Here is a 20,672-nt window from a genome sequence, read left to right on the forward strand (position 1 = left end):
CGTCAGCGCGCGATTAAATGACACCGTGCAGCTGAATTCGTGGGCCATCGCCGGCATCGTGCTGGTGGCGGTCCTGACCTTCTACCTCGGACATCGCTCCTCGAGGTCGGCCGTCAGCACGCACGATTTCCTCGTCGCCCGGCGCACCGTGCGGTCCCGCCGCAACGCCGCCGCGATCTCCGGTGAGTACCTGTCCGCCGCGTCGTTCATGGGCGTCGCCGGCATCGTGCTCAAGGACGGCGCGGACGCGCTGTGGTTCCCGATCGGCTTCACCGCGGGTTATCTCGCGCTGATGCTGTTCGTCGCCGCGCCGCTGCGGCGGTCCGGCGCGTACACGCTGCCGGACTTCGTCGAGATGCGGCTGGGTTCGACGATGCTGCGCCGGTTCTCGACGGCGTTCGTGGTGTTCATCGGGATCCTCTACATGGTCCCGCAGCTGCAGGGCGCCGGGCTGACCCTCTCGACGATCTTGCCGGTGCCGGTGTGGGCCGGAGCGCTCCTGGTCACCTTCGTGGTCGGGTTCAACGTGATCGCGGGCGGGATGCGCGCCATCACCGTCGTCCAGGCCTTCCAGTACTGGCTGAAGCTGTTCGCCATCGCGGTGCCGACGTTCGTCCTGTGCATCGTGTTCCTCGGTTCCGGCGGGCCGGGCAGCGCGCGTCCGCTGGGGCAGCCCGCCCCGCCGACGTTCCCCGAGAACACCACGGTGTCGGTGCAGGCCGACGTCACGCTGAAGGTCACCTCGGTGACCGTGCTCGAGGCGTACGGAGAGGTGGAAGGCGCGCGCGCCAACGGTTTCGCGGTGTGGACGCCGGAGGCCGGGCACAAGGTCGCGAAGGGCACGACGCTGAAGTTCACCGCGGGTACGCCGGTGCCGGTGGTCAGCGACGCGCCCACGTCCAACGGCGACTGGCTCCGGCCGGGGTCGGGGAGTCTCACCGATCTGCTGCAGGTCTATTCGCTGATCCTGGCGACCTTCCTCGGCACCATGGGGCTGCCGCACGTCTTGGTCCGCTTCTACACCAACCCCGACGGCAAGGCCGCGCGCCGCACGACGGTGCACGTCCTGCTGCTGCTCGGGCTGTTCTACCTGTTCCCGACGCTGCTGGGCGCGCTGTCGCGGATGTACGTGCCGGAGCTGCTGGTGACCGGCAAGACCGACGCCGCCGTGCTGCTGCTGCCATCGGCCGTTCTCCCCGGGCTCGGCGGGCAGATCCTGGGCGCGGTGACGGCGGCCGGAGCCTTCGCGGCGTTCCTGTCGAGTTCGTCCGGGCTGCTGGTGAGCGTCGCCGGGGTCGTGTCCACCGACGTCCTGCCCGGTCGCGTCCGCGATTTCCGGGTGGCGACGGCGATCGTGGCGATCATCCCGCTCGCGCTGGCGGTCCTGCTGCCGTCCGAGGACCTCTCGCTTTCGGTCGGGATGTCGTTCGCGCTGGCCGCGTCGACGTTCAGCCCGCTGCTGCTGCTCGGGGTCTGGTGGCGCAAGCTCAGCTGGCCCGGCGCGCTGGCCGGGATGCTGGTCGGCGGCGGGCTGGTGCTGACCGCGCTCGTGGTCAACATCGTCAGCAAGTACAGCGGCGGCTGGGCGCCGTGGTTCTCGAACCAGCCCGCGCTGATCACCGTGCCGGCCGCGTTCCTGACCACCTACGTGGTGAGCCGCGCGACCGGATACGGGCGGCCGGACGACGTCCACGGCGTGATGCTGCGGCTGCACGCGCCCGATCCGCTCGGGTTCATGCGTGATCGCGCGGTCGCCCGGTTCGGGCAGGCCGAAGACGACACAGCGGACACGGCGAAGCCACAGAAGACCGAGAAGGCACGGACCACCGGTAAAGGCCGCCACCGGAAGTAAATCACTCTTTCGAGTCGCGAGCGTCTACTCAGAGTCGTACCGTTCACTCAAATGGATTGCTCCTCTCCGGCCCTGAGAGGGGCATGATCTTTCGTGACAACGAAGTCATCGAATGGTCGCGGTAGACGGGAGGTCCGACGTGAGCGATACCGATCCGGAATCCGACTGGGAAAAGGTGCAGGCGAGTCCGGACTTCGCCGAGTTGCGCCGACGGCTGCGGGTCTTCGTTTTCCCGGTCTCGGCGCTGTTCCTCCTTTGGTATCTGCTCTACGTGCTCCTCGCCGACTACGCGACCGAGTTCATGAGCACCAAGCTCTTCGGCAACATCACCGTCGGCCTGGTCTTCGGCCTGCTGCAGTTCGTGTCCACCTTCGTGATCACCGGCCTCTACGTCCGGTACGCGAACCGGAAACTCGATCCGCTCGCCGACAAGATCCGGCATGAGGTCGAAGGGACCGAGCGGTGAATACGCTGGCAGCGGGCGTACAGGGCAGCAATCCGGCGCTCAACATCACCATTTTCGCGATCTTCGTCGCGATCACGCTCGTGATCGTTTTCCGGGCGAGCCGGAATACGAAGACCGCGTCCGACTACTACGCCGCTGGGCGCGCGTTCACCGGTCCGCAGAACGGCATCGCGATCTCGGGCGACTACCTTTCCGCGGCGTCGTTCCTGGGTATCGCCGGTGCGATCGCGATCAACGGCTACGACGGTTTCCTCTACTCGATCGGGTTCCTCGTCGCGTGGCTGGTGGCGTTGCTGCTGGTCGCGGAACTGCTGCGCAACACCGGCAAGTTCACCATGGGCGACGTGCTGGCGTTCCGGATGAAGCAGCGCCCGGTCCGCGCGGCGGCCGCGGTCTCCACGCTCGCCGTCTCGTTCTTCTACCTCCTCGCCCAGATGGCGGGGGCGGGCGGCCTGGTGAACCTGCTGCTCGGCATCGAAGGGAACCTCGGCCAGGACCTGGTGATCGCCGTCGTCGGCGTGATCATGATCCTGTATGTGCTGATCGGCGGGATGAAGGGCACCACCTGGGTCCAGATCATCAAGGCCGTCCTGCTCATCGCGGGCACGTTCGCCATGACGCTGTGGGTGCTCGGGAAGTACGGCTTCAACCTGTCCAGCCTGTTCCAGGCCGCCGTCGACAAGGGCGGGCAGACCGGGGAAGCGCTGCTCGGGCCGGGCAAGCAGTACGGCAAGACCGAAACGACGAAGCTCGACTTCCTGTCGCTGGGCATCGCGCTGGTGCTCGGCACCGCGGGCCTGCCGCACGTGCTCATGCGCTTTTACACGGTGCCGACCGCGAAGGACGCGCGCCGTTCGGTGGTCTGGGCGATCGCGCTGATCGGCATCTTCTACCTGTTCACGCTGGTGCTCGGCTACGGCGCGGGCGCGCTCGTCGGCCCGGACGTGATCGCGAAGGCGCCGGGGACGACCAACTCGGCGGCCCCGCTGCTGGCACTCGAACTCGGCGGCCCGATCCTGCTCGGGTTCATCGCGGCCGTGGCGTTCGCGACGATCCTCGCGGTGGTCGCGGGCCTGACGATCACCGCGTCGGCGTCGTTCGCGCACGACGTCTACGCCAGCGTGATCAAGAAGGGCAAGACCGCCCCGGACAGTGAGGTCCGCGTCGCGCGGATCACCGCGCTGGTGATCGGGGCGGTCGCGATCGTCGGCGGGATCCTCGCGAAGAACCAGAACGTGGCGTTCCTCGTGGCGCTCGCGTTCGCGGTGGCGGCGTCGGCGAACCTGCCGACGATCCTGTATTCGCTGTTCTGGAAGCGGTTCAACACCCAAGGCGCGTTGTGGAGCATCTACGGCGGGCTGAGCGTGTGCGTCATCCTGATCGTGTTCTCGCCCGCGGTCTCGGGCAAGCCCGTGGACCCGAAGACCGGGAAGAGCGCCTCGATGATCCAGGGTGTCGACTTCCACTGGTTCCCGCTGGACAACCCGGGCATCGTGTCGATCCCGGTCGCCTTCTTCCTCGGCTGGCTCGGGACCGTGCTGTCCAAGGAGCACGACCAGAAGAAGTACGCCGAGATGGAGGTCCGCTCGCTCACCGGAGCCGGGGCGGAAAAGGCCGTCAAGCATTGAGTCGCTCTTCACGCGCGCGCAACGGGACGGGATGCGAGGATGGAACGGTGGTGAGCCCTGCTGACATCCCGACCGTCGCCGTCCGTGATCTGCCGAAGGACGGCGTCGTGCTGCTCGACGTCCGCGAGGACGACGAGTGGGCCGCCGGGCACGCCCCCGGTGCCAAGCACATCCCGATGGGTGAACTGCCCGCGCGCGTCGGCGAACTCGACGAGCTGCCCGACGACCAGCCGATCCACGTGATCTGCCGCAGCGGCGGCCGGTCCGCGCGCGCCGCCGCGTGGCTCAACGCGAGCGGCTGGGACGCGGTGAACGTCGCCGGCGGGATGGGCTCCTGGAAGCAGGAGGGGCGCCCGATGGTCGGCGACCATCCCGGCGTCGAACCCGAAGTGCTGTAACCGTGCAGCCAGGCCACTACCCGCCGAGAGCGCCGATACCGCCGGTGCGTCCCGCGCCGATGCGGCAGCCGGTGCGGCATCGCGTCCGCTGGGTCGCTTCGCCGCCGCCAGGCGCCTTGCCGTCGCGTCGCAAACCCGTGGCCGAACGCTATTCCGGTCCGCCGTCCTATCCGGTCCCGCCGCGGTGGGGCTTCCCGAACCTGGTCTGGCGACGGCCGACCGCGGTCCCCGGGACGGCGTCCGGCGAGGTCACCGCGGGGGAACGGCTCCGGGTGATCACGCGAAGCCTCCTGCCGGTGCTGTGGACCTTCGCCGCTCTCGCCGTCGTGGCCTCGGCCGCCGAAATCTGGCGCTACGTCCTGCTCGTGCAGAGCCGCGACTCCGCGTTGTCGACGTCCGTCGTCTCGGTGTCCGACAGCTTCGTGATCACCGCGGGCCTGCTCACGACGATCCTTTCGCTGCTGCCGTCGGGGCTCACCGTGTGGTGGCTGCTCGTGGCGAGGCACGCCGCCGCGGACGCCCGCGGCGAGATGCCGCCGAGGCGACTGTGGCACGTGCTGGTGTTCGTGCTGGTGCCGGTGGTGAACCTGATCATGGTGCTGCCGATCGTCGCCGAACTCGAACACGCCGTCCTACGCCGGACGCGGGAAACGCGGCCGAAGCCGTCGCGGCTCGTGCTGATCTGGTGGGGCGTCTGGATGCTGAACTGGGTGCTGCTCGGGCTCGTCATCGTCTGGCGGTTCCGTGACGGCGTCCAGGCCCTGGCCGACGGGGTGGTCCTGGTCGCGCTGACCGACCTGGCCGCGGCCGGGCTGGCGGTGGTGACGGCGCTGCTCGTGAAGCGCATGTCCGGCCTGCTCGCTCCTGTGGCGGAGAAGCGCCTTCGGCTGCTTCGCGTGCTGAAGGTGGACGGGGCGCCGGATCCTGAGCGGCGGGAGCGCCCGGCCTCTTCGGTGCGCTGACGCGACTCGTGTCGTCCGTTCAATCACGCGTGTCGTCCACCGGATCACACGTGTCGTCCGTTTGATCACCGGAGTCGCCGAAGAGCCTTGTCTGTCCACAAGGGACACGTGTCGAGACGAACGCGCCCGTTTTGGGCGATTAGCGAGGTCTGTGGCGGGGGTCGTGAGTGGCAATGCGGGTTCTAACCCGCATTGCCACTCACGACCCGCTTTGCGAACCGCGCAAAAGCCTTGAATCGGTCACTCAAGTACCGAGAAGCGTCCCTTGTGGACCTGTGGGCCCTGACCTGCGAAAAGAGAGCAAGGGACCTTTGCTACCGCCCGGGCTGGCGAGGTGAGCCAGGTCACTGTTGACCTCCAGTTCGCTGGAGGTTCGAGACTGTGCTCATGAGCGACGACGGCGTCACCTTCATCAACGTCTTCGAGATCCCCGCCGACCAGGTGGACGAGTTCGTCGAGACGTGGCGAGAGCGCGCGAAGCTGATGCGGGACGCGCCCGGGTTCCGCGACGCCAAGCTCCACCGGGCCCTGCTGCCGGATTCGCGCTTCCAGCTGGTCAACGTCACGCACTACGACAGCAAGGAAGCCTGGGAAGCGGCGGGCAGGAACCAGGTCTTCCAGGCGTCGACCGAACGCGCCGCGCAGGTCGCGAACCCCAACGCCGCGCTCTACGAAGTCGTCGTCGAGTACCCCTAACGCGTGGTGACCCGGAGCGAGCGCAGCCCCCGGATCACGAATTCGGGCCGCCGTTCCGGGGTTTCGGCGAGCTCCAGTCCCGGCAGTTTCGCGGCGAGGGAGCTCAGCGCGGCCGCGATCTCCACGCGCGCGAGCGGGGCGCCGACGCAGTAGTGGATCCCCATGCCGAAGCCGAGGTGCGCGTTCGGCGTGCGGCCGATGTCGAGGGTGTCGGGCCGGTCGAAGACCTTCGGGTCCCGTGCGGCGGCGCCGAGGAGCGCGCCGATCTTCTCGCCCTCGGCCACCCGGAACCCGGCGATCTCGACGTCGGCGGTCGCCGTCCGCTCGAAGAGCTGGAGCGGCGCATCGAAGCGGATCAGCTCTTCGACGCACGGGTCCAGCAGCTCCGGCGACGCCACCAGCCGCTCCCACTGGTCGCGGTGGGTCAACAGCGCGTTGACGCCGTTCCCGATGACGTTCACCGTCGCCTCGTGCCCGGCCATCAGCAGCAGGACGGCGGTCGCGACCAGTTCGTCCTCGGTGAGCTCACTACGCAGGAGATCGCTGACGATGTCGTCGCCGGGGGAGTCCGCGCGCTGCTTCGCGACACCGCGCAGGTACTCGACGAACTCCGCGGACGCGGCTTCGGCGGCGTCGCGCTTCTCTTCGGCGAGCCCGTATTCGTACATCTTCACGATGTGGTTCGAAAGGGTCACCATGCGCGGGCCGTCCTCGACCGGGACGCCCAGCAGTTCCGCGATGACCGCGACCGGCAGCGGCTGCGCGAGATGCGTCAGCAGATCGGCCGAGCCGGTTTCGGCGATTTCGGCGGCGAGGCGGGCGACCATGCCGTCGGCGAGTTCGGCGACCATCGGCCGCAGCCGCTGGACGTGCCCGCGCCCGAACGCGCCCGCGATCACCCGCCGCAGCCGCGTGTGGGCGGGCGGCTCGTTCTCCAGCAGCGAGTTGCGGTGCAGCAGGTTGAACGACGCGAACCGCTCCACCGGCAGCGCGTCCTGCCAGATCCGGCCGAGTCCCCGATGCCGCAGGACGGCGGCCGACGCCGCGTGCGAAACCGCCACGGCGATGCCGAGGCCGTCGTGCCGGTGGACGTCGCCGCGTTCGCGGAGGTCGGCGAAATACGGGTACGGATTCGCGAGGAAGGCCGGGTCGGCGAGGTCGAACACTCGCCGACTGTAACCCGCGCCGGGGTGGCCGCCCCGGCGCGGCACGGAGCTACAGATGCAGCCAAAGCCCCAGGTGCAGGTGCAGGCCGTGGTGGTGATGCCCGTGGTGATGGCCGACGCACAGCAGCAGGCAATGTCGCGCCTGCTCCGCTCTGCCGGACTCCGGCGCGGCCGAAGCCGTGCCCACCGCGGGCCCGGCCAGCATCAGTCCGAGTGCCACGGGAACCGCGGCCAAGGTGGCCCGGTGCTTCGAGGTGATCATCTGTGTTCCCTTCTCCGCACTGCGGCGCCGGGATGGCGCCTTGATCGAGTATTCGGTGCGGTACGGGGGAAACGGCAGGCTGATCACCCGCCATTCGACCGTCCGGATGATGACAACCGTTTTCAGTCACGTTTCCGTGGTACCCGGATGGCCGCTGAAACCCGCCGATCCGGTCGATAGGGCGGTCTGCCGGGTGCCGTCCGCGCCGTCTTCGTCACCAACCCCGGGGGCCTTACGAGACGCGTGCCTTCCCGCGATAGCGTTCCGAACCGAGCTTTGAGGAGGCTGACGTGGGCAAGGGTTCGCGCAAGAAGGGTCCCAAGACGACCTCGGACCGCAAGCCGAAGGTGCGCGACGTCTTCGTCGGCCAGCCCTTCGAGGGGCTCGCGGCGGAGACCGAGCTGATCGCGCTGCGCGAGTTCGTCCCGTCGGCGACGGCGGCGCTCACGCTGGGCTCCGGCGAGAAGGTCACCCTCGGCACGGTGCTGCCGATGGCGGCGGCCGCGTTCGTCCGGTCCGACGGCGAGCGCTACGTCGGCATGCAGGTGCAGACCCGGTCTTCGGACATCAGCCGCGACCTCGGCCGCGCGCTGCGGTGGGTGCTGGACGCCAAGGAGGGTGACGTGCTGTCCGTGCCGGACACCACGACGCCGCCCACCGCCGACGAGAAGGCCCGTCTCCAGGACCTGCTCGACGTGAACGCCGAACTCGACGTCACGCTCTACAACGACTTCGCCTGGTGGCTGCCCGAGGACGCCGACGCGAGCGGCGACGTCGCGCTGTCCCTCGAGCGCGCGAACGCGGCGATCATGCCGACCGAACGCCTCGGCGCGGGCGCGTACTGGGTGCTCGCCGGCGAGAAGGCGCACCTGCGCTGGGTTCGTCCGGAGCCGGAGAACCTGCTGCTGCAAGCGCTTGCGCGGCTGTCCGCGGCCGGTGAGCTGGGCCTCGGCGAGGGCTCCCGCTACGCCGGTTCGTTCCGCGCGCACGGGCTGCTCGTCCCGGTGTGGGACCTCGACCCCGAGGCCCACGCCCGCGAGTGGGCCGACGCGAAGGAGCAGCTCGGCGTCCGGCTCGACGCCGCGCTGAAGTCCCTCGACACCGAGCCGCTCAACGCCACCGAGCGCCGCTCGCGTGACGGCCTGATCGGCCGCCAGCTCACCATCCGCTGACTCGCGTGAAGGCCCCCTTCCCTCGGCTCAGCCGAGGGAAGGGGGCCTTCACGCGACAATGGGCGCGTGATCCTCCATATCTGCCCCAAGGCCGACTGGGCCGAGGTGCCCGAAGGCGGCGTCTACACCGCCGCGTCGCTCGGCTCCGACGGCTTCATCCACTGCTCGGACCCCGGGACGGCGCATATCCCGGCCAACGCCGTGTTCCCCGGCCGCACCGACCTGCTGTTGCTGGAAATCGACCCGGCGCTCGTCGGCGCGCCCGTCGTCTGGGAGGACGGCGACCCGCCGCATCCGGCCGGTCTCCAGTTCCCCCACGTGTACGGGCCGATACCGCGTAACGCCGTGGTGGCCGTCCACGAATTCCCTGTTCAGGGGGACGGTACGTTCAGAATTCCCGACTCCGTGTCGAGGCGCTGAGCAAGCGTCCCTCGAATTGGTTCGCGGCGAGAGACAACCTGTGGGGGCGGTCATGCGTTTCGGGAGAGGTGAGCCAGGTGAACCTGGCCGGGTGACCCCGGGAGGAGGCGATACGGTGACCGCTGCCGCGACGGTCGTACCGGCGACGGACGTCTGGGGGACCGGCGAGAGCCGGAGGAGTGACGTGCCGGGTGAACTCACCGATTTCGGGGACTTCGTGAAAGCCAGTCTTCCGGGTCTGCTGAGGTACGGCCACGCCCTCACCGGAAACCCGCACGACGCCGCCGACCTGGTCCAGACCGTGCTGGAGAAGATCGGCTCCCGCTGGTCGTACGTCCAGCACAAGACCGGCGACCCGATGGCCTACATCCGCCGTTCGATGGCTAACGCGCATATCAGCCGCTGGCGCCGGACCAAACGCGAGAGCCTGGTCCCCGATCCGCCGGACACCCGGCCGTACAGCCCGGCCGACCCGTTCGAGCACGAGCCGTTGTGGCAGGCGTTACGCGCGCTGCCGCCGAGGCAACGCGCGGTGATGGTCCTGCGTTACTACGAAGGCCTGTCCGAAGCCGAGATCGCGGATTCGCTCGGGGTCAGCCAGGGCACCGTCAAAAGCCAGGCGAGCAAGGCGATCGCGTCGCTGCGCACGAAGCTCGCCCTGATCGAGCCCAAGGACGAAGGGAGGGAAGCGGGATGAACATGTCCGAAGAGGACGTGCAGCGGAAGCTGCGTGACCTGTTCTCTGATGAGCGGCTGGGCGTGGGACCCACGCTGAATCCCGAGACGATCGTCGCGGGCGCCCGCCGTCGCCGACGCCGCCGTCAGCTGATGCAGACCACCAGCGGGATGGCCGCCGCGGTGGTCCTGCTCGGCGGAGGGCTCACGGTCTTCACGATCCACGACAGGGACAACGGCGCGGCCTTCCCCGGGGGCGACCAGCTCACCATCGGGGCGGCCTCGTCGAGCCTGGCGCAGCCCGCGCCGGGGAGCTCGGCGCCGCCGGTCTCGTCCCAGGCCGCCCCGCCGAACCCCACGTCCGGGCAACCGCAGTCGACATCCCACGACGAGCCCGCCCCGCCGCCGAAGAGCACCGCTTCCACGAAGCCGCCGACGCAGCGCAAGGTGACCACCGGCGCGCTGCTGACTCCCGCCGGGTTCGGCAAGCTCCGGCTCGGGATGAGCGAGGAGGAGGCGGAGGCCGCCGTCGGCCCGCTGCGCGCGAAGGACTACCGGGCATCCTGCGTCTACGGCTATGTGGAGGGAACCGCCGTTCCGGGGCCGGCTTCGGTGTCGCTGACCGAAGCCGACGGGATCACCGTCATCAACCCGTCCGGGACGGTGCACACCCCGGAGGGGATCGGCGTCGGTTCGACCGAGTCGGACATCCTCGCCGCGTACCCCGGCAGCACGAAGGACGGCAGCGCCTACTTCGCGCCCGCCGGCGCGGGGAGCGCGTACCGGATCGCCCTCGCCGACGACGGCTCGGCCATCGGCATCCTGCTGACCCGCGTCGACCAGAGCTGTCAGTTCAGCTGACGGGAACGAGAAAACCCGGGCTTCTCCAAGGGGGAGAGCCCGGGTTTTCCTGTGGTGGGAGCGTTGGCCGGTGCGTCAGAGCGCGCCGCCGGCGACCGGGGGCATCCCCGAGTCGGCGCCGCCGTCCCCGACGGATTCGCGGTGCAGGTGGTTCTCCACCTCGAACAGGTTGCCGTTCGCGCGTTTGACGATGTTGAGCAGCGTGGACATCTGGGAGATCTCCTCGACCTGCTCCTTGAGGAACCACTGCGTGAACTGCTCGCCGATGTAGTCCTCTTCGGCGCGGGCGGCCTTGGCCAGCTGCTGGATGTCGGTCGCGACGTCCTTCTCCTGCTGCAGGGCGAGCTCGATGAGCTCGGTGACGTCGGAGAAGTCGTTGCGCACGTCGCCGGTGCCGGGGATCTCCACGTGGTGGTCGGTGTCCAGCATGTACTGGACCAGCGCCATCGCGTGGTTCCGCTCCTCGACGGACTGCTTGTAGAAATGCTTCGCGAGCTGCGGCAGGTCCTCGGCGTCGAACCAGACCGCCAGCGCGATGTACTGCTGGGAGGCGTTGAACTCGTTGTGGATCTGCGCCTGCAGCAGTTCGTAGAACTTCGAGCGCGGTTGCTTCTTGAGGAGGGCCATGTGTTCGACGATACGCCATCCTCTTATTCGATTTCCACTTTTATCTGGTGACCTGCCCCCTATTAGGTTAGTATTACCGATAATAGGTTCACCTCAATTAAGTAAGCCTTCCCTAATCATTTGAAATCGATTAGGGAAGGCTTACTTAATTTCCGGGTCAGATGCTTTCGCGTCGGATGGGGCACGACATGCAGCGCGGCCCGCCGCGGCCGGAGCCCAGCTCGGAGCCGGTGATGGCCAGTACTTCGATACCGGCTTCGGCCAGGCGCGCGTTGGTTTCCACATTTCGTTCGTACCCGACGACGACGCCGGGCGCGAGGGCGAGGGTGTTGTTCCCGTCGTCCCATTGTTCGCGTTCCGCGGTGACCGGATCGAGCCCGGTGTCGATGACCCGGAGCCGGTCGATTCCCATTGCCTCCGCGGCCGCGGTGAGGAATGGGGCCGGGCCTTCCACCTTCACGGAACCGTCGTCGGTCGGCCGCATCGTGAACGCGGTCAGTGAATCGCGGGAAAGCGGATACATGACGACGGCGTCGGCGTCGACCATCGTGCAGACGGTGTCCAGATGCATGGTCGCGCGGGTCTGCTGGATGGGCACGGCGAGCACGGTGTGCGCGATCCCGTCGGCGAACACCGACCGCGCCAGCGACTCCGCGCCCGCCGCGGTCGTCCGCTCGCCGACGCCGATGGCCAGCACGCCCGGCGAGAGCAGCATGACGTCGCCGCCCTCGATCGGCGCCGAATGCGCGCCGTACGCGCGGGACGCGTGGCGGAACCACGGGTGGTAGGCGTAGATGAGGTCCAGCACCGCGGTCTCGCGGACCCGGGCGGGCATGGTCAGCGAGGAGACCGCGACCCGGTCGCCGATCCACGCCGACGAGTCACGGGTGAACAGCAGGTTCGGCAGCGGATCGACGGCGAAGTCGTTCGGATGGTTCATCAGCCGGACCAGCGAGGCGCCCTCGGCGGCGGGCAGTTCCTCGAAGGTCATCCCCGCCATCAGGACCTCGGCCAGTGTCGCCGGGGTGACGCTCGACAGATGGGAGCGGAGCGAATCGGCGAGGTCGGGCCCGAGCCGCCGCTCGTCGACGGCCGCGTGCACGCCCGCCGTGTGGGCGCGGGGGTCGGCGAGCGCCGTGCGCAGCGCGTCGGCCAGCAGCAGCACCTCGACACCTCGGCCGCGCAGCACCTCGGCGAACGCGTCGTGCTCCTCCTGCGCGCGGTCCACCCAGGGGATGGAATCGAACAGGAGCTGGTCGTTGTTGCGAGGCGTGAGCCTTTTGAGCTCGTTGCCGGGCCTGTGCAGCAGCACCGCACGCAGGGGGCCGACTTCGCTGTCAACTCGGGGTGGAGTCGTCTCGTCAATCACTGGTTCACCCTAGCTAGGGCAACCAGGAAACTCGCCCTTTGAGCAGCGCGTATCCGACGAAGGAAACGAAATCCAGCGCGGTGTGCGCGGCGATCAGCGGCCACAGCCGGTTCGTCTTCTGCCACAGCCTGCCGAACACCAGGCCCATCACCACATTGCCGACGAAACCGCCGAAACCCTGATACAGGTGATACGACCCGCGCAGCACCGAAGACGCGACCAGCGCGGTGTTCTCACGCCAGCCGAGCTGCCGCAGCCTGGTCAGCAGGTACGCGACGACGAGCACTTCTTCGGCGAACGCGTTCCCGAAGGCCGACAACGTCAGCGTGATCGGGCGCCACCATGTCTCGCCCAAAGTGGACGGTTGCACCGACAGGCTGAACCCGAGGCCGTAGGACAGGAAGTACAGCCCCAGCCCAGGAATCCCGATCACCGCGGCGAGCAGCAGCCCGTGGACGACGTCGCGGCCCGGGCGCTGTTTGTCGAGGCCGATCTCGGCGAGCTTCATCCCGCCGCGCCACAACAGGTACAGCCCGAGCGCGCCCCAGCCGACCAGCTGGCCGGCGCTCAGGAGCTGCTTGAGCAGGTCGACCAGGCTCAGTGTCGCCTGCGGGACGTTCAGCTGGGCCTGCTGCTGCGCCAGCGGCACCGGCTGCAGCAGCGAGTCCACAAGGGACAGCAGGCTGCGCATCCCGGACAGGCCGAGGGTGATGCCGAAGACGACGACCAGTTCGATGACGATCGCGCGGCGGCGCGCCGGATCTTCCACGAATTCCGGCAGCGCCGGGCGTTCGGGACGCAGCCAGCTCATCGGCCGCACGTTACCGTCGAGTCATGCCAAGGAGCATCGCGACCAACGAAACCGTCGACCGCGCCGCGCTCGTCGACTTCCTGTCCACCCGTCATCGCGCCATCCTGATGACCACCAAGGCCGACGGCGGCCCCCAGCTCTCCCCGGTGACCTGCGGTGTCGACGGAGAAGGCCGGCTGGTCATCTCCACGTACCCGAAGCGCGCGAAGGTGGTCAACATCCGGCGTGAGCCGAAGGTGTCCGCCTGTGTCCTCTCCGACGAGTGGAACGACCAGTGGGTCCAGCTGAACGGCACCGCCGAGGTGCTCGACCTGCCCGACTCGGTCGAGCCGCTGGTCGACTACTTCCGCGCGATCTCCGGCGAGCACCCCGACTGGGACGAATACCGCGATGCGATGGTCAAACAGGGCAAGAGCATCATCCGCGTCACCATCGAGTCGTGGGGCCCGGTCGCCAAGGGCGGTTTCCCGGCGGAACTCGCCTAACCCTGCGGGAAGTACGGGCAGCCGACGAGACGGCGGATCTCGCCGCTCAGCTGCTGCGGCCCTTCGACCGGACGCGAGAACGCGAGCCGGACGTCGTGGTCGCCGGAGTCGGCCTCGACCCGCAGCCGCAGCCCGTAGCGGTCCAGCCCGAGCGGCCGGATCCAGCCGCCGCGCAGTTCGGCGGGCACGTGTTTGGCGAGCTGCTGGACGACGTCGGCGTGGTCGGTCTCCAGATGCCGCAGCCACGCGGCCTCGTAGTCGTGGAACGGATCCGGCGGCGCGGCGCTGAACATATGCGGCCGGAGCGAATGCGTGCCCTCGGCGTCGGCGAGCACCAGCGACGCCGGGGTCAGCCGCAGCAACGTCACGCCGTGCCCGACGTCCAGCAGCCGCTCGTCCGGCCTGGTCTCGGCGATGGAGACCGCCCGGGCCCGCGCCGAAACCTCCGACAGCGGGCGGAGCCAGCCCGTGATCCACAGCAGCCCGCGGATGGGTTCCCGCAGGTCGACCGGCGCCTGATCGGTCAGTTCGACCATCACCGCGAGCTCGCCGCGCTGGGCCTCGTGCGCGCGTTTCACCAGGTGGTGCTCGTCCGGCAGCAGGATGCTGACGCTGCCGCTCGTGTGCACGTGGTGCAGCTCCGGGATGACCCGGCCGCACTGTCCTGGCTGGTCACGCTGTTCCGCGGTCGGCATCAGCGTCGCCGGCCCGTTGCGGGTGGCGATCGTCTTCGCGCGTTCGGCGGGGTTCGGCGCCGGCGGGCGGCGGATGGACGTCGGTGTGGTCACGGCTCACCTCCTAGTTAGGTGAGCCTAACCTGATCTGGCCGCCGAGCGGAAGTAGTCTGGATCACGTCTCGCCGTGCTCGTATAGGTTGACCAGGTGGAAGCCCACGGAATCCGGGTGCTCGAACCACCCGAAGGGATTCCGGCGACGAACATGCCGGTCCTGACCCCTCTTCTCGATCGCAACACCGTCACCGCCGGGACGATGGCCGTCGCGACCGGACTGCTCGTGGCGCTGGGCGTCGTGCTCGCGGTGTCCGGGGGACACGGGATCGCCGTGCCCTTGGCCCTTCTGGTCTTCATGACACCGTCTTCGCTCTTCTTCGGCTACTCCGCCCTTGCCGGATCGTCCTCGATGAGGAAGCTCACCGGCAAGCCGTTCCGCCTGGTGAGCGGGCTGGACGACGCTGTCGTCGCGGGTGCACGGGTGAGCGTTCCCCTGGACGGGCGGTGGCTCGTCGTGCGGCTCCCGATCCCGCTCCGGACGCAACTCGCGGCACAGCGACGGCTCTGGGTGCTGGGCCCGTTCGTCATGCTGCCCGGCGTCGTCGTCCCGCGCCGGGGCGCCTTCCGCGACGCTCCGGTGAAGGGCTCCGTCCCGTTCGCCTTCGAGCCGGTGTCACCGGGCCGGATGCTCGCGACGCAGCGGCGACTGCTTTCGGCGTACTACTTGATCAGTGTCGTGATGCTGCTCGTCATGAGCGCGTTCGCCTTCTGGACGTCGGCGGACTATCCGAAGCGGGACAGCGTCGTGGTGCGGTATTCGGGTTACTTCGGCTACGGCTGTGCGGCGGGCGCGCTCGGCCTCGCCGTCGTCGCGCTGGTGCTGCTCAGGAAGCTGCCCGAGCCGCGATGGACCGAACTCGCCGTCGTGTCCGGGCCGGCGTCGATCAGCTTCTTCGGCATGGTCACCGTCAAGGGCCGGACCGTCTTGCCCGACGGCCGCGAAGTCACCGTCACCGCCGGTGGTTCGGATCCGTCGCTGGCCGCGAACATCGCCGCGACCGGGCGGCTGTGGGTGCTCGGCGTGCCCGCGGCCGGGAAGACGGCGAAGGCCGGAGTGCCCGGTCACGCGGTGTTCGGTCCGGTCCGATTCGGCCGGTGACGTCAGCCGAAGGAGCGCCGCGTCGCTTCCTCGGTCTCCACGACGCCTCGCCGGATCCCTTCCAGTTGTTCACTCAGCTCGCCGATGGTCGTGGTGTCGAGCAGCGAATCGCCGGTGGCGGCCGACAATTCGGCGGCCCTGGCGACCAGTCCGTCGAGGCCGAGCGCCCCGGATCGCAGCTGTGCCAGCAGTTTCCGCTGCGCGCTCGACAGCCGCGCGTGCACGTCCTCCTGTGCCTGCACGGCTTCGAGCGACTGGATCAGGTCGCCGCGGATGTCGTCGTCGGCGGACTTGAGATCCTTTCGCAGCCGGGCTTTCTCGGCGGACACCGCGCCGAGATCGACTCGCGCCAGCGCCTTTCCGGTGGCGGACGCCCGGGCGGCCAGCCGCCGGAGGGTGTCGACGGTCTCCCGCACCACCGGCTCCATGTCGGCCACCCGGTCGGCGAGCGGTCCGGTGTCGAGCGAAGCGGAAATCGACCCGAAACCGTCGGCCGCGGCTTCCGCGCGCCGTAACCAATCCGCCTCCGGCGAACCGGGCTCGACGTCCGGGAGCGGCCGTTCTTCGGGTTCTGGCAACGGTTTCGGCCGTGTGGCGGCGGCGACGCCCGCCCGGGCGGCCAGCACGGTCACGCCGACGCCGAGCGCGGCGAGCACCGGCAGCTGCACCGCCCAGGCCGCACCCGCCGACGTCGCCGCGAGGAGCAGTCCCCACGGTTCGGTCAGCTCACGGACGAAGCGCATATCCCAGGATCTCAGAAATTCGAGATCACGGCGGTGAAGACCTGGTCGATCGAGTCCGGTTTGGACGAGTCGTACCCGACGCCCTGGGTGGCCTCGGCGATCTCCTTGAGGATGTCCAAATCCGCGTCGGAGCCGTAGGCGATGGTGAACATCCGCACCGCCTCACCGCCGCCCTCCGTCCGCAACCGGCCGACGAGATTCGGCAGATCGATCCCGCCCGGATCCTCGTTCCGGCCGTCGGTGAGCACGACGACGGCGTTGATCGCGTCCGGATCCAGCCGCTGCTTCATGAATTCGTAGGCGGCGAGCGACGAATCGTAAAGCCCCGTCCCGTTCTGCGGGGTCAGCCCGTTCAGCCGCGACGCCAGCTCCTGCCTGCCCGGCTCGCCGCCGATCGGCGACACCGGCCGCAGCTCGACGTAATCCCTGTCGCCGTCGAGTTTCGTCGAGAACATCCACAGCCCGACCTTGTCCGCGTCGCTGAACTGCGGCAACGACGCCACGGCCGCCTGTTTCGCGAGATCCATCTTGTTCTTCCCTGTCCCGTCGACGCCGTCGCCCATCGATCCGGAGACGTCGACGACCAGCAGCACGTTCGCCTTCTTCCGCAGGTCCTTCCACGACTTCAGCACCTCGGTCAGCACCGGCGGGCTCGGCGGGCGGATGAGGTTCAGCTTCGAATCCGGCTCGGCGCCGTTCTCCTTCGTGGTCTGCGAGCCGGGTTTGCGGTCGAACGTGCGGAAACCGATGTCGCTGAACTTCTGTTGTGCTTCGGCGCCGCGCAGATGCGCGAGGAAGTCCGCCGCGACCTGCTTGCGGAGGTCGTCGGCCCAGTTCAGCACGGTGAACGGGTGATCGGAGTTGAGCGTGCCGTCGCTCGGGTAGATCCCGACGAGCGGCACCTTCGGCGGCGCGTGCTGCCCGCGTTTCGCCGGGTCGTTGGTGGGATTGCCCTGGTTGTAGCCGACGAGCGAGTTCTCCTCGACCGTCACCGCCGAGATGTACGACATCGCGGCGCCGCGGTCGTCGGCCTTCTGCAGATTCGTCAGGAAGGTCAGCGTGTTGTCGCCGTAGTGGACGATGGCCTGCTCGACGTTCCGCACGAACGTCTGGGCTTCCGGCTTCGCGAGCGCGTTCGCGGTGAGGTCCGAAGACGTGCCTGTCGCCGCGTAGTAGGCGCCGATGGTGGCGTTGAGGCCGGAGGTCGAGATGTTCGGATTCGTCTTGCCCAGCCGGAACTTCCCCCATTCCGGGTGGCCGTACTTCGCCCAGCCCTGCGGATCCGTGGCCAGCGCGGCGAGATCCTTCCAGCCGATGCCCTTGCCCGGCCAGCCGAGCGCCTCGGCCATCGGTTTCGGCATCGCGACGACCAGCGGCGCGTTCGCGACCGATTCCGGGTCGCCCTCGGGCACCAGCGCGGGATGGTCGGAGCCGGTGAGGTTCTGGCGCAACAGGTTCACCCAGCCCGACGCGGCGGGCGTCCAGACGTCCGGGCGCGGGCCGTCCACCGCCTCGTTCCAGCCGCGGGACAGCGCCTGCATCGCGGTACCGGACGATTTCGACTGCACGAGCACGTCCACGCAGCGCCCGGCCACCGTGCGGCCGCTGTAGCCCTTGGCGATCTCGGCGACCACGCCCGCCTTCTCCGGCGATGACGACACCTGGAGCTTGACCGCGTCGCCCGTCGTGCACTTCGCTTCCGCGGCTTCCTCGCCGGAATCGCTCGTGATCGCGCGCAGACCGATGATCAACCCGATCGCGACCACCGCGGCGGCCACGAACGCCAGGACCTTCCGGCCGCCGCGGGACTGCCCTGGATTCACGACCATGGAGAACCTCCCGGTGAGAAACACCGATTATCCGGAGGTTTCGCCTTGCCGGGCTTGGCGTTGCCGAACCGTTGCGGCCATGGCGGTACTTATCCCGCCATGGCCGCGACGGGGAAATCAGGCACCAGGGCCCCGGCCGGACCAGGTCCACGCGTAGCCGTGATCCTCCGACGCGTCGGCCGCCTCGCCGAGGTCCAGCGGCGCGAAGGTGTCCACCATGACCGCGGTCTCGTCGAAGAACTGCGCCCCGATCGACGCCTCCGCCGCCCCGGGCTGCGGCCCGTGCGTGAAACCGGACGGGTGCAGCGAAAGCGAGCCGACCTCGATCCCGGAACCCTTGCGTGCCTCGTAGTTCCCGCGGACGTAGAACATCAGCTCGTCGGAGTCGACGTTCGCGTGGTTGTACGGCACCGGGATCGACTCGGGGTGGTAGTCGACCTTGCGCGGGCAGAACGAGCAGACCACGAAGTTCGGGCCCTCGAACGTCTGGTGCACGGGCGGCGGCTGGTGCACGCGGCCGGTGATCGGCTCGAAGTCGTCGATGTTGAACACCCACGGGTACAGGCAGCCGTCCCAGCCGACGACGTCGAACGGATGGGTCGCGTAGGTGTAGCGCGTCAGCCCGGCGCGATGCCGCACGAGGACCTCGACGTCGGTGCCGTCGACGACCAGCGGCTCCGACGGGCCGCGGATGTCGCGTTCGCAGTACGGCGAGTGCTCCAGGAACTGGCCCTTCGCCGACAGGTACCGCTTCGGCGGGCCGATGTGGCCGCGCGCCTCGATGGTCAGCAGCTTGACCCCGTCTTCGTGCGGGAGCACGCGATAGGTGCACGAGGTCGGGATGACGAGATAGTCGCCGTCACCGACTTCCAGTGCGCCGTAGATCGTCTCGACGGTCGCGCCGCCGCCCTGGACGTAGAACAGCTCGTCGCCCGCGGCGTTGCGGTACAGCGGCGACGGCTTGGTCGCGTGGACGAAGCCGATGGTGACGTCGGCGTTGCCGAACAGCCGTCGCCGGTCGGTGACCGCGTCGGCGTCGCCGAACTTGAGGTCGTGGGTCTTGAAGGCGCGGGGCTTGAGCGGGTGGTTCGGGGTGATGGGGCCGCGCTCGTCCTCGATCGCGACCGCGTCGACGATCGCGGTGGGCAGCCCGCGGTGATACAGCAGCGCCGAGTCCGCCGAGAAGCCCTCGACACCCATCAGTTCCTCGGCGTACAGGCCCCCGTCGGGCTTGCGGAACGCCGTGTGGCGCTTGTGCGGGATCTCGCCTACCTGCCGGTAGTAAGGCATCGGAATCTCCCCGGAACGTGTCCGTTGTGCGAACGATTTTGTCCTGATGTCGTACGCTACTAGCGTGTCAGTCGTGTCAAGCGCTGTGGAACTCACGCCACCCGGCCCCCGAGGAATCCCTCCCCTGTTCGCGCGGCTCGTCGACGACTCGGCGTTGTTCCCGCCCGGCGAGGCGTCCATGCCCGAAGCGCTGCGAGCGCACTTCGCGTCGAGGGCCGGTGAGCACTCCGGCGTCCTCGGTGTGTTCCTGTGCCAGGCGTCGCGGCTGCCCGAGCTCATCACGGAGCTCATCAAGATCAAACCCAAGGAACCGCTGCCGCTGTCGCTCATCATCGACACCGGCCTCGGCGGGGTCCCGAAGGCGATTTCGATCGTCGAGTCGCGCAGCGAGATCCTCAGCCTGCGCATGGTGGAGATGCCGGCGCCGTCCGACGTCGACGAGGTCTGGCTGGAGCGTGTCTCCGAGTTCGTGCCCGAGGACGTCATCCGCGTGGTCGAGCCGCGGCGCGGCGTCGGCTGGCTGGACGGCGTGCGGAAGGTGATCGAGCACGGCAGCTGGCCGAAGATCCGCTGCGGCGGCAAGGCGGGCGAGAACTTCCCCAGCGTCGACGAGGTCGCCGACTTCCTCGCGGTGGTCAGCGGCTCGACCGGGGCGTCGTTCAAGGCGACGAACAGCCTGCACCGCGCCGTCCGGCACACCGAGGAGTCGAGCGGTTTCACCCATCACGGGTTCTTGAACCTGATCGTGGCGTCCGCGCGCTGCCTTTCGGGTGGTGACGTGCGCGCCGCCCTCGAATCGACCGACGGCGCCGCGCTGGCCGCCGAGGCCAAGGGGATGTCGGACGAGGCGGCGAAGGCCGTTCGCGGGCTCTTCGCCTCGTACGCGGCGGCTTCGTTCGACGAGCCGGTCGCCGACCTCGGGGAACTCGGGTTGTTGTGATGATCGCGCTGCCGCTATCGCGCTGCCAGGGCGCTCGTGACCATGCAAGGTCGCGTGTTCTTGGAGGGCGCCCTGTCATCGCGATAGCGGGGCCGTCGGCCGAAAGGCGAGATCTTTGGTCGCTCCGGGC

The 20,672-nt window shown here is 68.9% G+C and carries 22 protein-coding genes; 13 read left to right on the plus strand and 9 right to left on the minus strand.

The genetic code is table 11. The annotated features are described in order from the left end of the window. Positions 1-25: 25 nt before the first annotated feature. The 6 genes from NQK81_RS26335 to NQK81_RS26360 all read left to right on the plus strand — a co-directional run bounded on the left by NQK81_RS26335 (position 26) and on the right by NQK81_RS26360 (position 6,002). A complete protein-coding gene (locus tag NQK81_RS26335) occupies positions 26-1,852 on the plus strand; it encodes a sodium/solute symporter (RefSeq protein ID WP_257483637.1) in 1,827 nt (608 codons plus the stop codon). Between the two features lie 112 nt (positions 1,853-1,964). Beyond that, positions 1,965-2,318, plus strand: coding sequence for a DUF485 domain-containing protein (locus NQK81_RS26340; protein ID WP_126732520.1), 354 nt, complete (start codon positions 1,965-1,967; stop codon positions 2,316-2,318). Next, entirely contained in the window at positions 2,315-3,946 is a 1,632-nt protein-coding gene (locus NQK81_RS26345; protein ID WP_126732519.1) for a monocarboxylic acid transporter, read from the plus strand. Before NQK81_RS26340 ends, NQK81_RS26345 begins: the two co-directional genes overlap by 4 nt. A 47-nt stretch (positions 3,947-3,993) precedes the next feature. Continuing rightward, entirely contained in the window at positions 3,994-4,344 is a 351-nt protein-coding gene (locus tag NQK81_RS26350) for a rhodanese-like domain-containing protein (protein ID WP_126732518.1), read from the plus strand. Positions 4,345-4,379: 35 nt separating this feature from the next. Then, on the plus strand, positions 4,380-5,306 hold the full coding sequence (locus NQK81_RS26355; RefSeq protein ID WP_257489851.1) for a DUF4328 domain-containing protein: 927 nt from the start codon (positions 4,380-4,382) through the stop codon (positions 5,304-5,306). Between the two features lie 387 nt (positions 5,307-5,693). Then, entirely contained in the window at positions 5,694-6,002 is a 309-nt protein-coding gene (locus NQK81_RS26360) for an antibiotic biosynthesis monooxygenase family protein (protein WP_257483638.1), read from the plus strand. Here the strand turns inward: NQK81_RS26360 and NQK81_RS26365 are convergent. Then, a complete protein-coding gene (locus NQK81_RS26365) occupies positions 5,999-7,168 on the minus strand; it encodes a cytochrome P450 (RefSeq protein WP_257483639.1) in 1,170 nt (389 codons plus the stop codon). The genes NQK81_RS26360 and NQK81_RS26365 overlap by 4 nt on opposite strands. A 49-nt stretch (positions 7,169-7,217) precedes the next feature. Continuing rightward, entirely contained in the window at positions 7,218-7,430 is a 213-nt protein-coding gene (locus tag NQK81_RS26370) for a hypothetical protein (RefSeq protein ID WP_257483640.1), read from the minus strand. A 290-nt stretch (positions 7,431-7,720) separates the two neighbouring features. Between NQK81_RS26370 and NQK81_RS26375 the strand changes: the two genes are divergently transcribed. From NQK81_RS26375 to NQK81_RS26390, 4 genes are all read left to right on the plus strand, one after another. Then, the gene (locus tag NQK81_RS26375) at positions 7,721-8,602 is read left to right on the plus strand and encodes a DUF5926 family protein (protein ID WP_257483641.1); all 882 of its coding nucleotides are present in this window, start codon (positions 7,721-7,723) and stop codon (positions 8,600-8,602) included. A gap of 66 nt (positions 8,603-8,668) precedes the next feature. After that, a complete protein-coding gene (locus NQK81_RS26380) occupies positions 8,669-9,022 on the plus strand; it encodes a DUF952 domain-containing protein (protein WP_257483642.1) in 354 nt (117 codons plus the stop codon). A gap of 184 nt (positions 9,023-9,206) precedes the next feature. After that, a complete protein-coding gene (locus NQK81_RS26385; RefSeq protein WP_126732587.1) occupies positions 9,207-9,719 on the plus strand; it encodes a SigE family RNA polymerase sigma factor in 513 nt (170 codons plus the stop codon). Next, entirely contained in the window at positions 9,716-10,558 is an 843-nt protein-coding gene (locus NQK81_RS26390) for a hypothetical protein (RefSeq protein ID WP_257483643.1), read from the plus strand. The genes NQK81_RS26385 and NQK81_RS26390 overlap by 4 nt, the downstream gene beginning before the upstream one ends. Before the next feature lie 75 nt (positions 10,559-10,633). Here the strand turns inward: NQK81_RS26390 and NQK81_RS26395 are convergent, their stop codons facing one another. The 3 genes from NQK81_RS26395 to NQK81_RS26405 form a co-directional block, all read right to left on the minus strand. Beyond that, positions 10,634-11,185 carry a ferritin gene (locus NQK81_RS26395; protein ID WP_034309611.1) on the minus strand — a complete coding sequence of 184 codons (552 nt, stop codon included), beginning with the start codon at positions 11,183-11,185 and terminating at the stop codon, positions 10,634-10,636. 157 nt (positions 11,186-11,342) lie between these two features. Next, positions 11,343-12,554 carry an arginine deiminase gene (locus NQK81_RS26400; RefSeq protein WP_257483644.1) on the minus strand — a complete coding sequence of 404 codons (1,212 nt, stop codon included), beginning with the start codon at positions 12,552-12,554 and terminating at the stop codon, positions 11,343-11,345. A gap of 13 nt (positions 12,555-12,567) precedes the next feature. Beyond that, entirely contained in the window at positions 12,568-13,365 is a 798-nt protein-coding gene (locus NQK81_RS26405; protein ID WP_257483645.1) for a CPBP family intramembrane glutamic endopeptidase, read from the minus strand. A 23-nt stretch (positions 13,366-13,388) separates the two neighbouring features. Between NQK81_RS26405 and NQK81_RS26410 the strand changes: the two genes are divergently transcribed. Then, positions 13,389-13,850, plus strand: a complete 462-nt coding sequence (locus NQK81_RS26410; protein WP_257483646.1) for a PPOX class F420-dependent oxidoreductase — start codon at positions 13,389-13,391, stop codon at positions 13,848-13,850. Here the strand turns inward: NQK81_RS26410 and NQK81_RS26415 are convergent. Further along, positions 13,847-14,638 (minus strand): DUF2470 domain-containing protein, encoded by a 792-nt coding sequence (locus NQK81_RS26415; RefSeq protein WP_257483647.1) that lies wholly within the window; start codon positions 14,636-14,638, stop codon positions 13,847-13,849. The genes NQK81_RS26410 and NQK81_RS26415 overlap by 4 nt on opposite strands. Positions 14,639-14,732: 94 nt before the next feature. On the opposite strand from NQK81_RS26415, the gene NQK81_RS26420 reads away from it, so the two are divergent. Next, positions 14,733-15,740 (plus strand): hypothetical protein, encoded by a 1,008-nt coding sequence (locus NQK81_RS26420; protein ID WP_257483648.1) that lies wholly within the window; start codon positions 14,733-14,735, stop codon positions 15,738-15,740. Between the two features lie 2 nt (positions 15,741-15,742). Here the strand turns inward: NQK81_RS26420 and NQK81_RS26425 are convergent, their stop codons facing one another. From NQK81_RS26425 to NQK81_RS26435, 3 genes are all read right to left on the minus strand, one after another. Next, positions 15,743-16,483 carry a hypothetical protein gene (locus tag NQK81_RS26425; protein WP_257483649.1) on the minus strand — a complete coding sequence of 247 codons (741 nt, stop codon included), beginning with the start codon at positions 16,481-16,483 and terminating at the stop codon, positions 15,743-15,745. Between the two features lie 11 nt (positions 16,484-16,494). Then, positions 16,495-18,312 carry a substrate-binding and vWA domain-containing protein gene (locus NQK81_RS26430; protein ID WP_257483650.1) on the minus strand — a complete coding sequence of 606 codons (1,818 nt, stop codon included), beginning with the start codon at positions 18,310-18,312 and terminating at the stop codon, positions 16,495-16,497. 117 nt (positions 18,313-18,429) lie between these two features. Continuing rightward, positions 18,430-19,602, minus strand: coding sequence for a homogentisate 1,2-dioxygenase (locus NQK81_RS26435; RefSeq protein WP_257483651.1), 1,173 nt, complete (start codon positions 19,600-19,602; stop codon positions 18,430-18,432). An 85-nt stretch (positions 19,603-19,687) separates the two neighbouring features. Here NQK81_RS26435 and NQK81_RS26440 point away from each other — a divergent pair, with 85 nt between their 5' ends. Further along, the gene (locus NQK81_RS26440; protein ID WP_016330606.1) at positions 19,688-20,542 is read left to right on the plus strand and encodes a hypothetical protein; all 855 of its coding nucleotides are present in this window, start codon (positions 19,688-19,690) and stop codon (positions 20,540-20,542) included. Positions 20,543-20,672 lie beyond the last annotated feature (130 nt).

Source organism: Amycolatopsis roodepoortensis (genome assembly GCF_024628825.1).
In the GTDB taxonomy this organism is placed as follows: domain Bacteria; phylum Actinomycetota; class Actinomycetes; order Mycobacteriales; family Pseudonocardiaceae; genus Amycolatopsis; species Amycolatopsis roodepoortensis.

Coding starts and splice junctions, on each gene's coding strand:
- NQK81_RS26370 (WP_257483640.1), bottom strand. CDS start 7,430: ATGATCACCTCGAAGCACCGGGCCACCTTGGCCGCGGTTCCCGTGGCA.
- NQK81_RS26425 (WP_257483649.1), bottom strand. CDS start 16,483: ATGCGCTTCGTCCGTGAGCTGACCGAACCGTGGGGACTGCTCCTCGCG.
- NQK81_RS26405 (WP_257483645.1), bottom strand. CDS start 13,365: ATGAGCTGGCTGCGTCCCGAACGCCCGGCGCTGCCGGAATTCGTGGAA.
- NQK81_RS26430 (WP_257483650.1), bottom strand. CDS start 18,312: ATGGTCGTGAATCCAGGGCAGTCCCGCGGCGGCCGGAAGGTCCTGGCG.
- NQK81_RS26410 (WP_257483646.1), top strand. CDS start 13,389: ATGCCAAGGAGCATCGCGACCAACGAAACCGTCGACCGCGCCGCGCTC.
- NQK81_RS26340 (WP_126732520.1), top strand. CDS start 1,965: ATGGTCGCGGTAGACGGGAGGTCCGACGTGAGCGATACCGATCCGGAA.
- NQK81_RS26390 (WP_257483643.1), top strand. CDS start 9,716: ATGAACATGTCCGAAGAGGACGTGCAGCGGAAGCTGCGTGACCTGTTC.
- NQK81_RS26360 (WP_257483638.1), top strand. CDS start 5,694: ATGAGCGACGACGGCGTCACCTTCATCAACGTCTTCGAGATCCCCGCC.
- NQK81_RS26395 (WP_034309611.1), bottom strand. CDS start 11,185: ATGGCCCTCCTCAAGAAGCAACCGCGCTCGAAGTTCTACGAACTGCTG.
- NQK81_RS26435 (WP_257483651.1), bottom strand. CDS start 19,602: ATGCCTTACTACCGGCAGGTAGGCGAGATCCCGCACAAGCGCCACACG.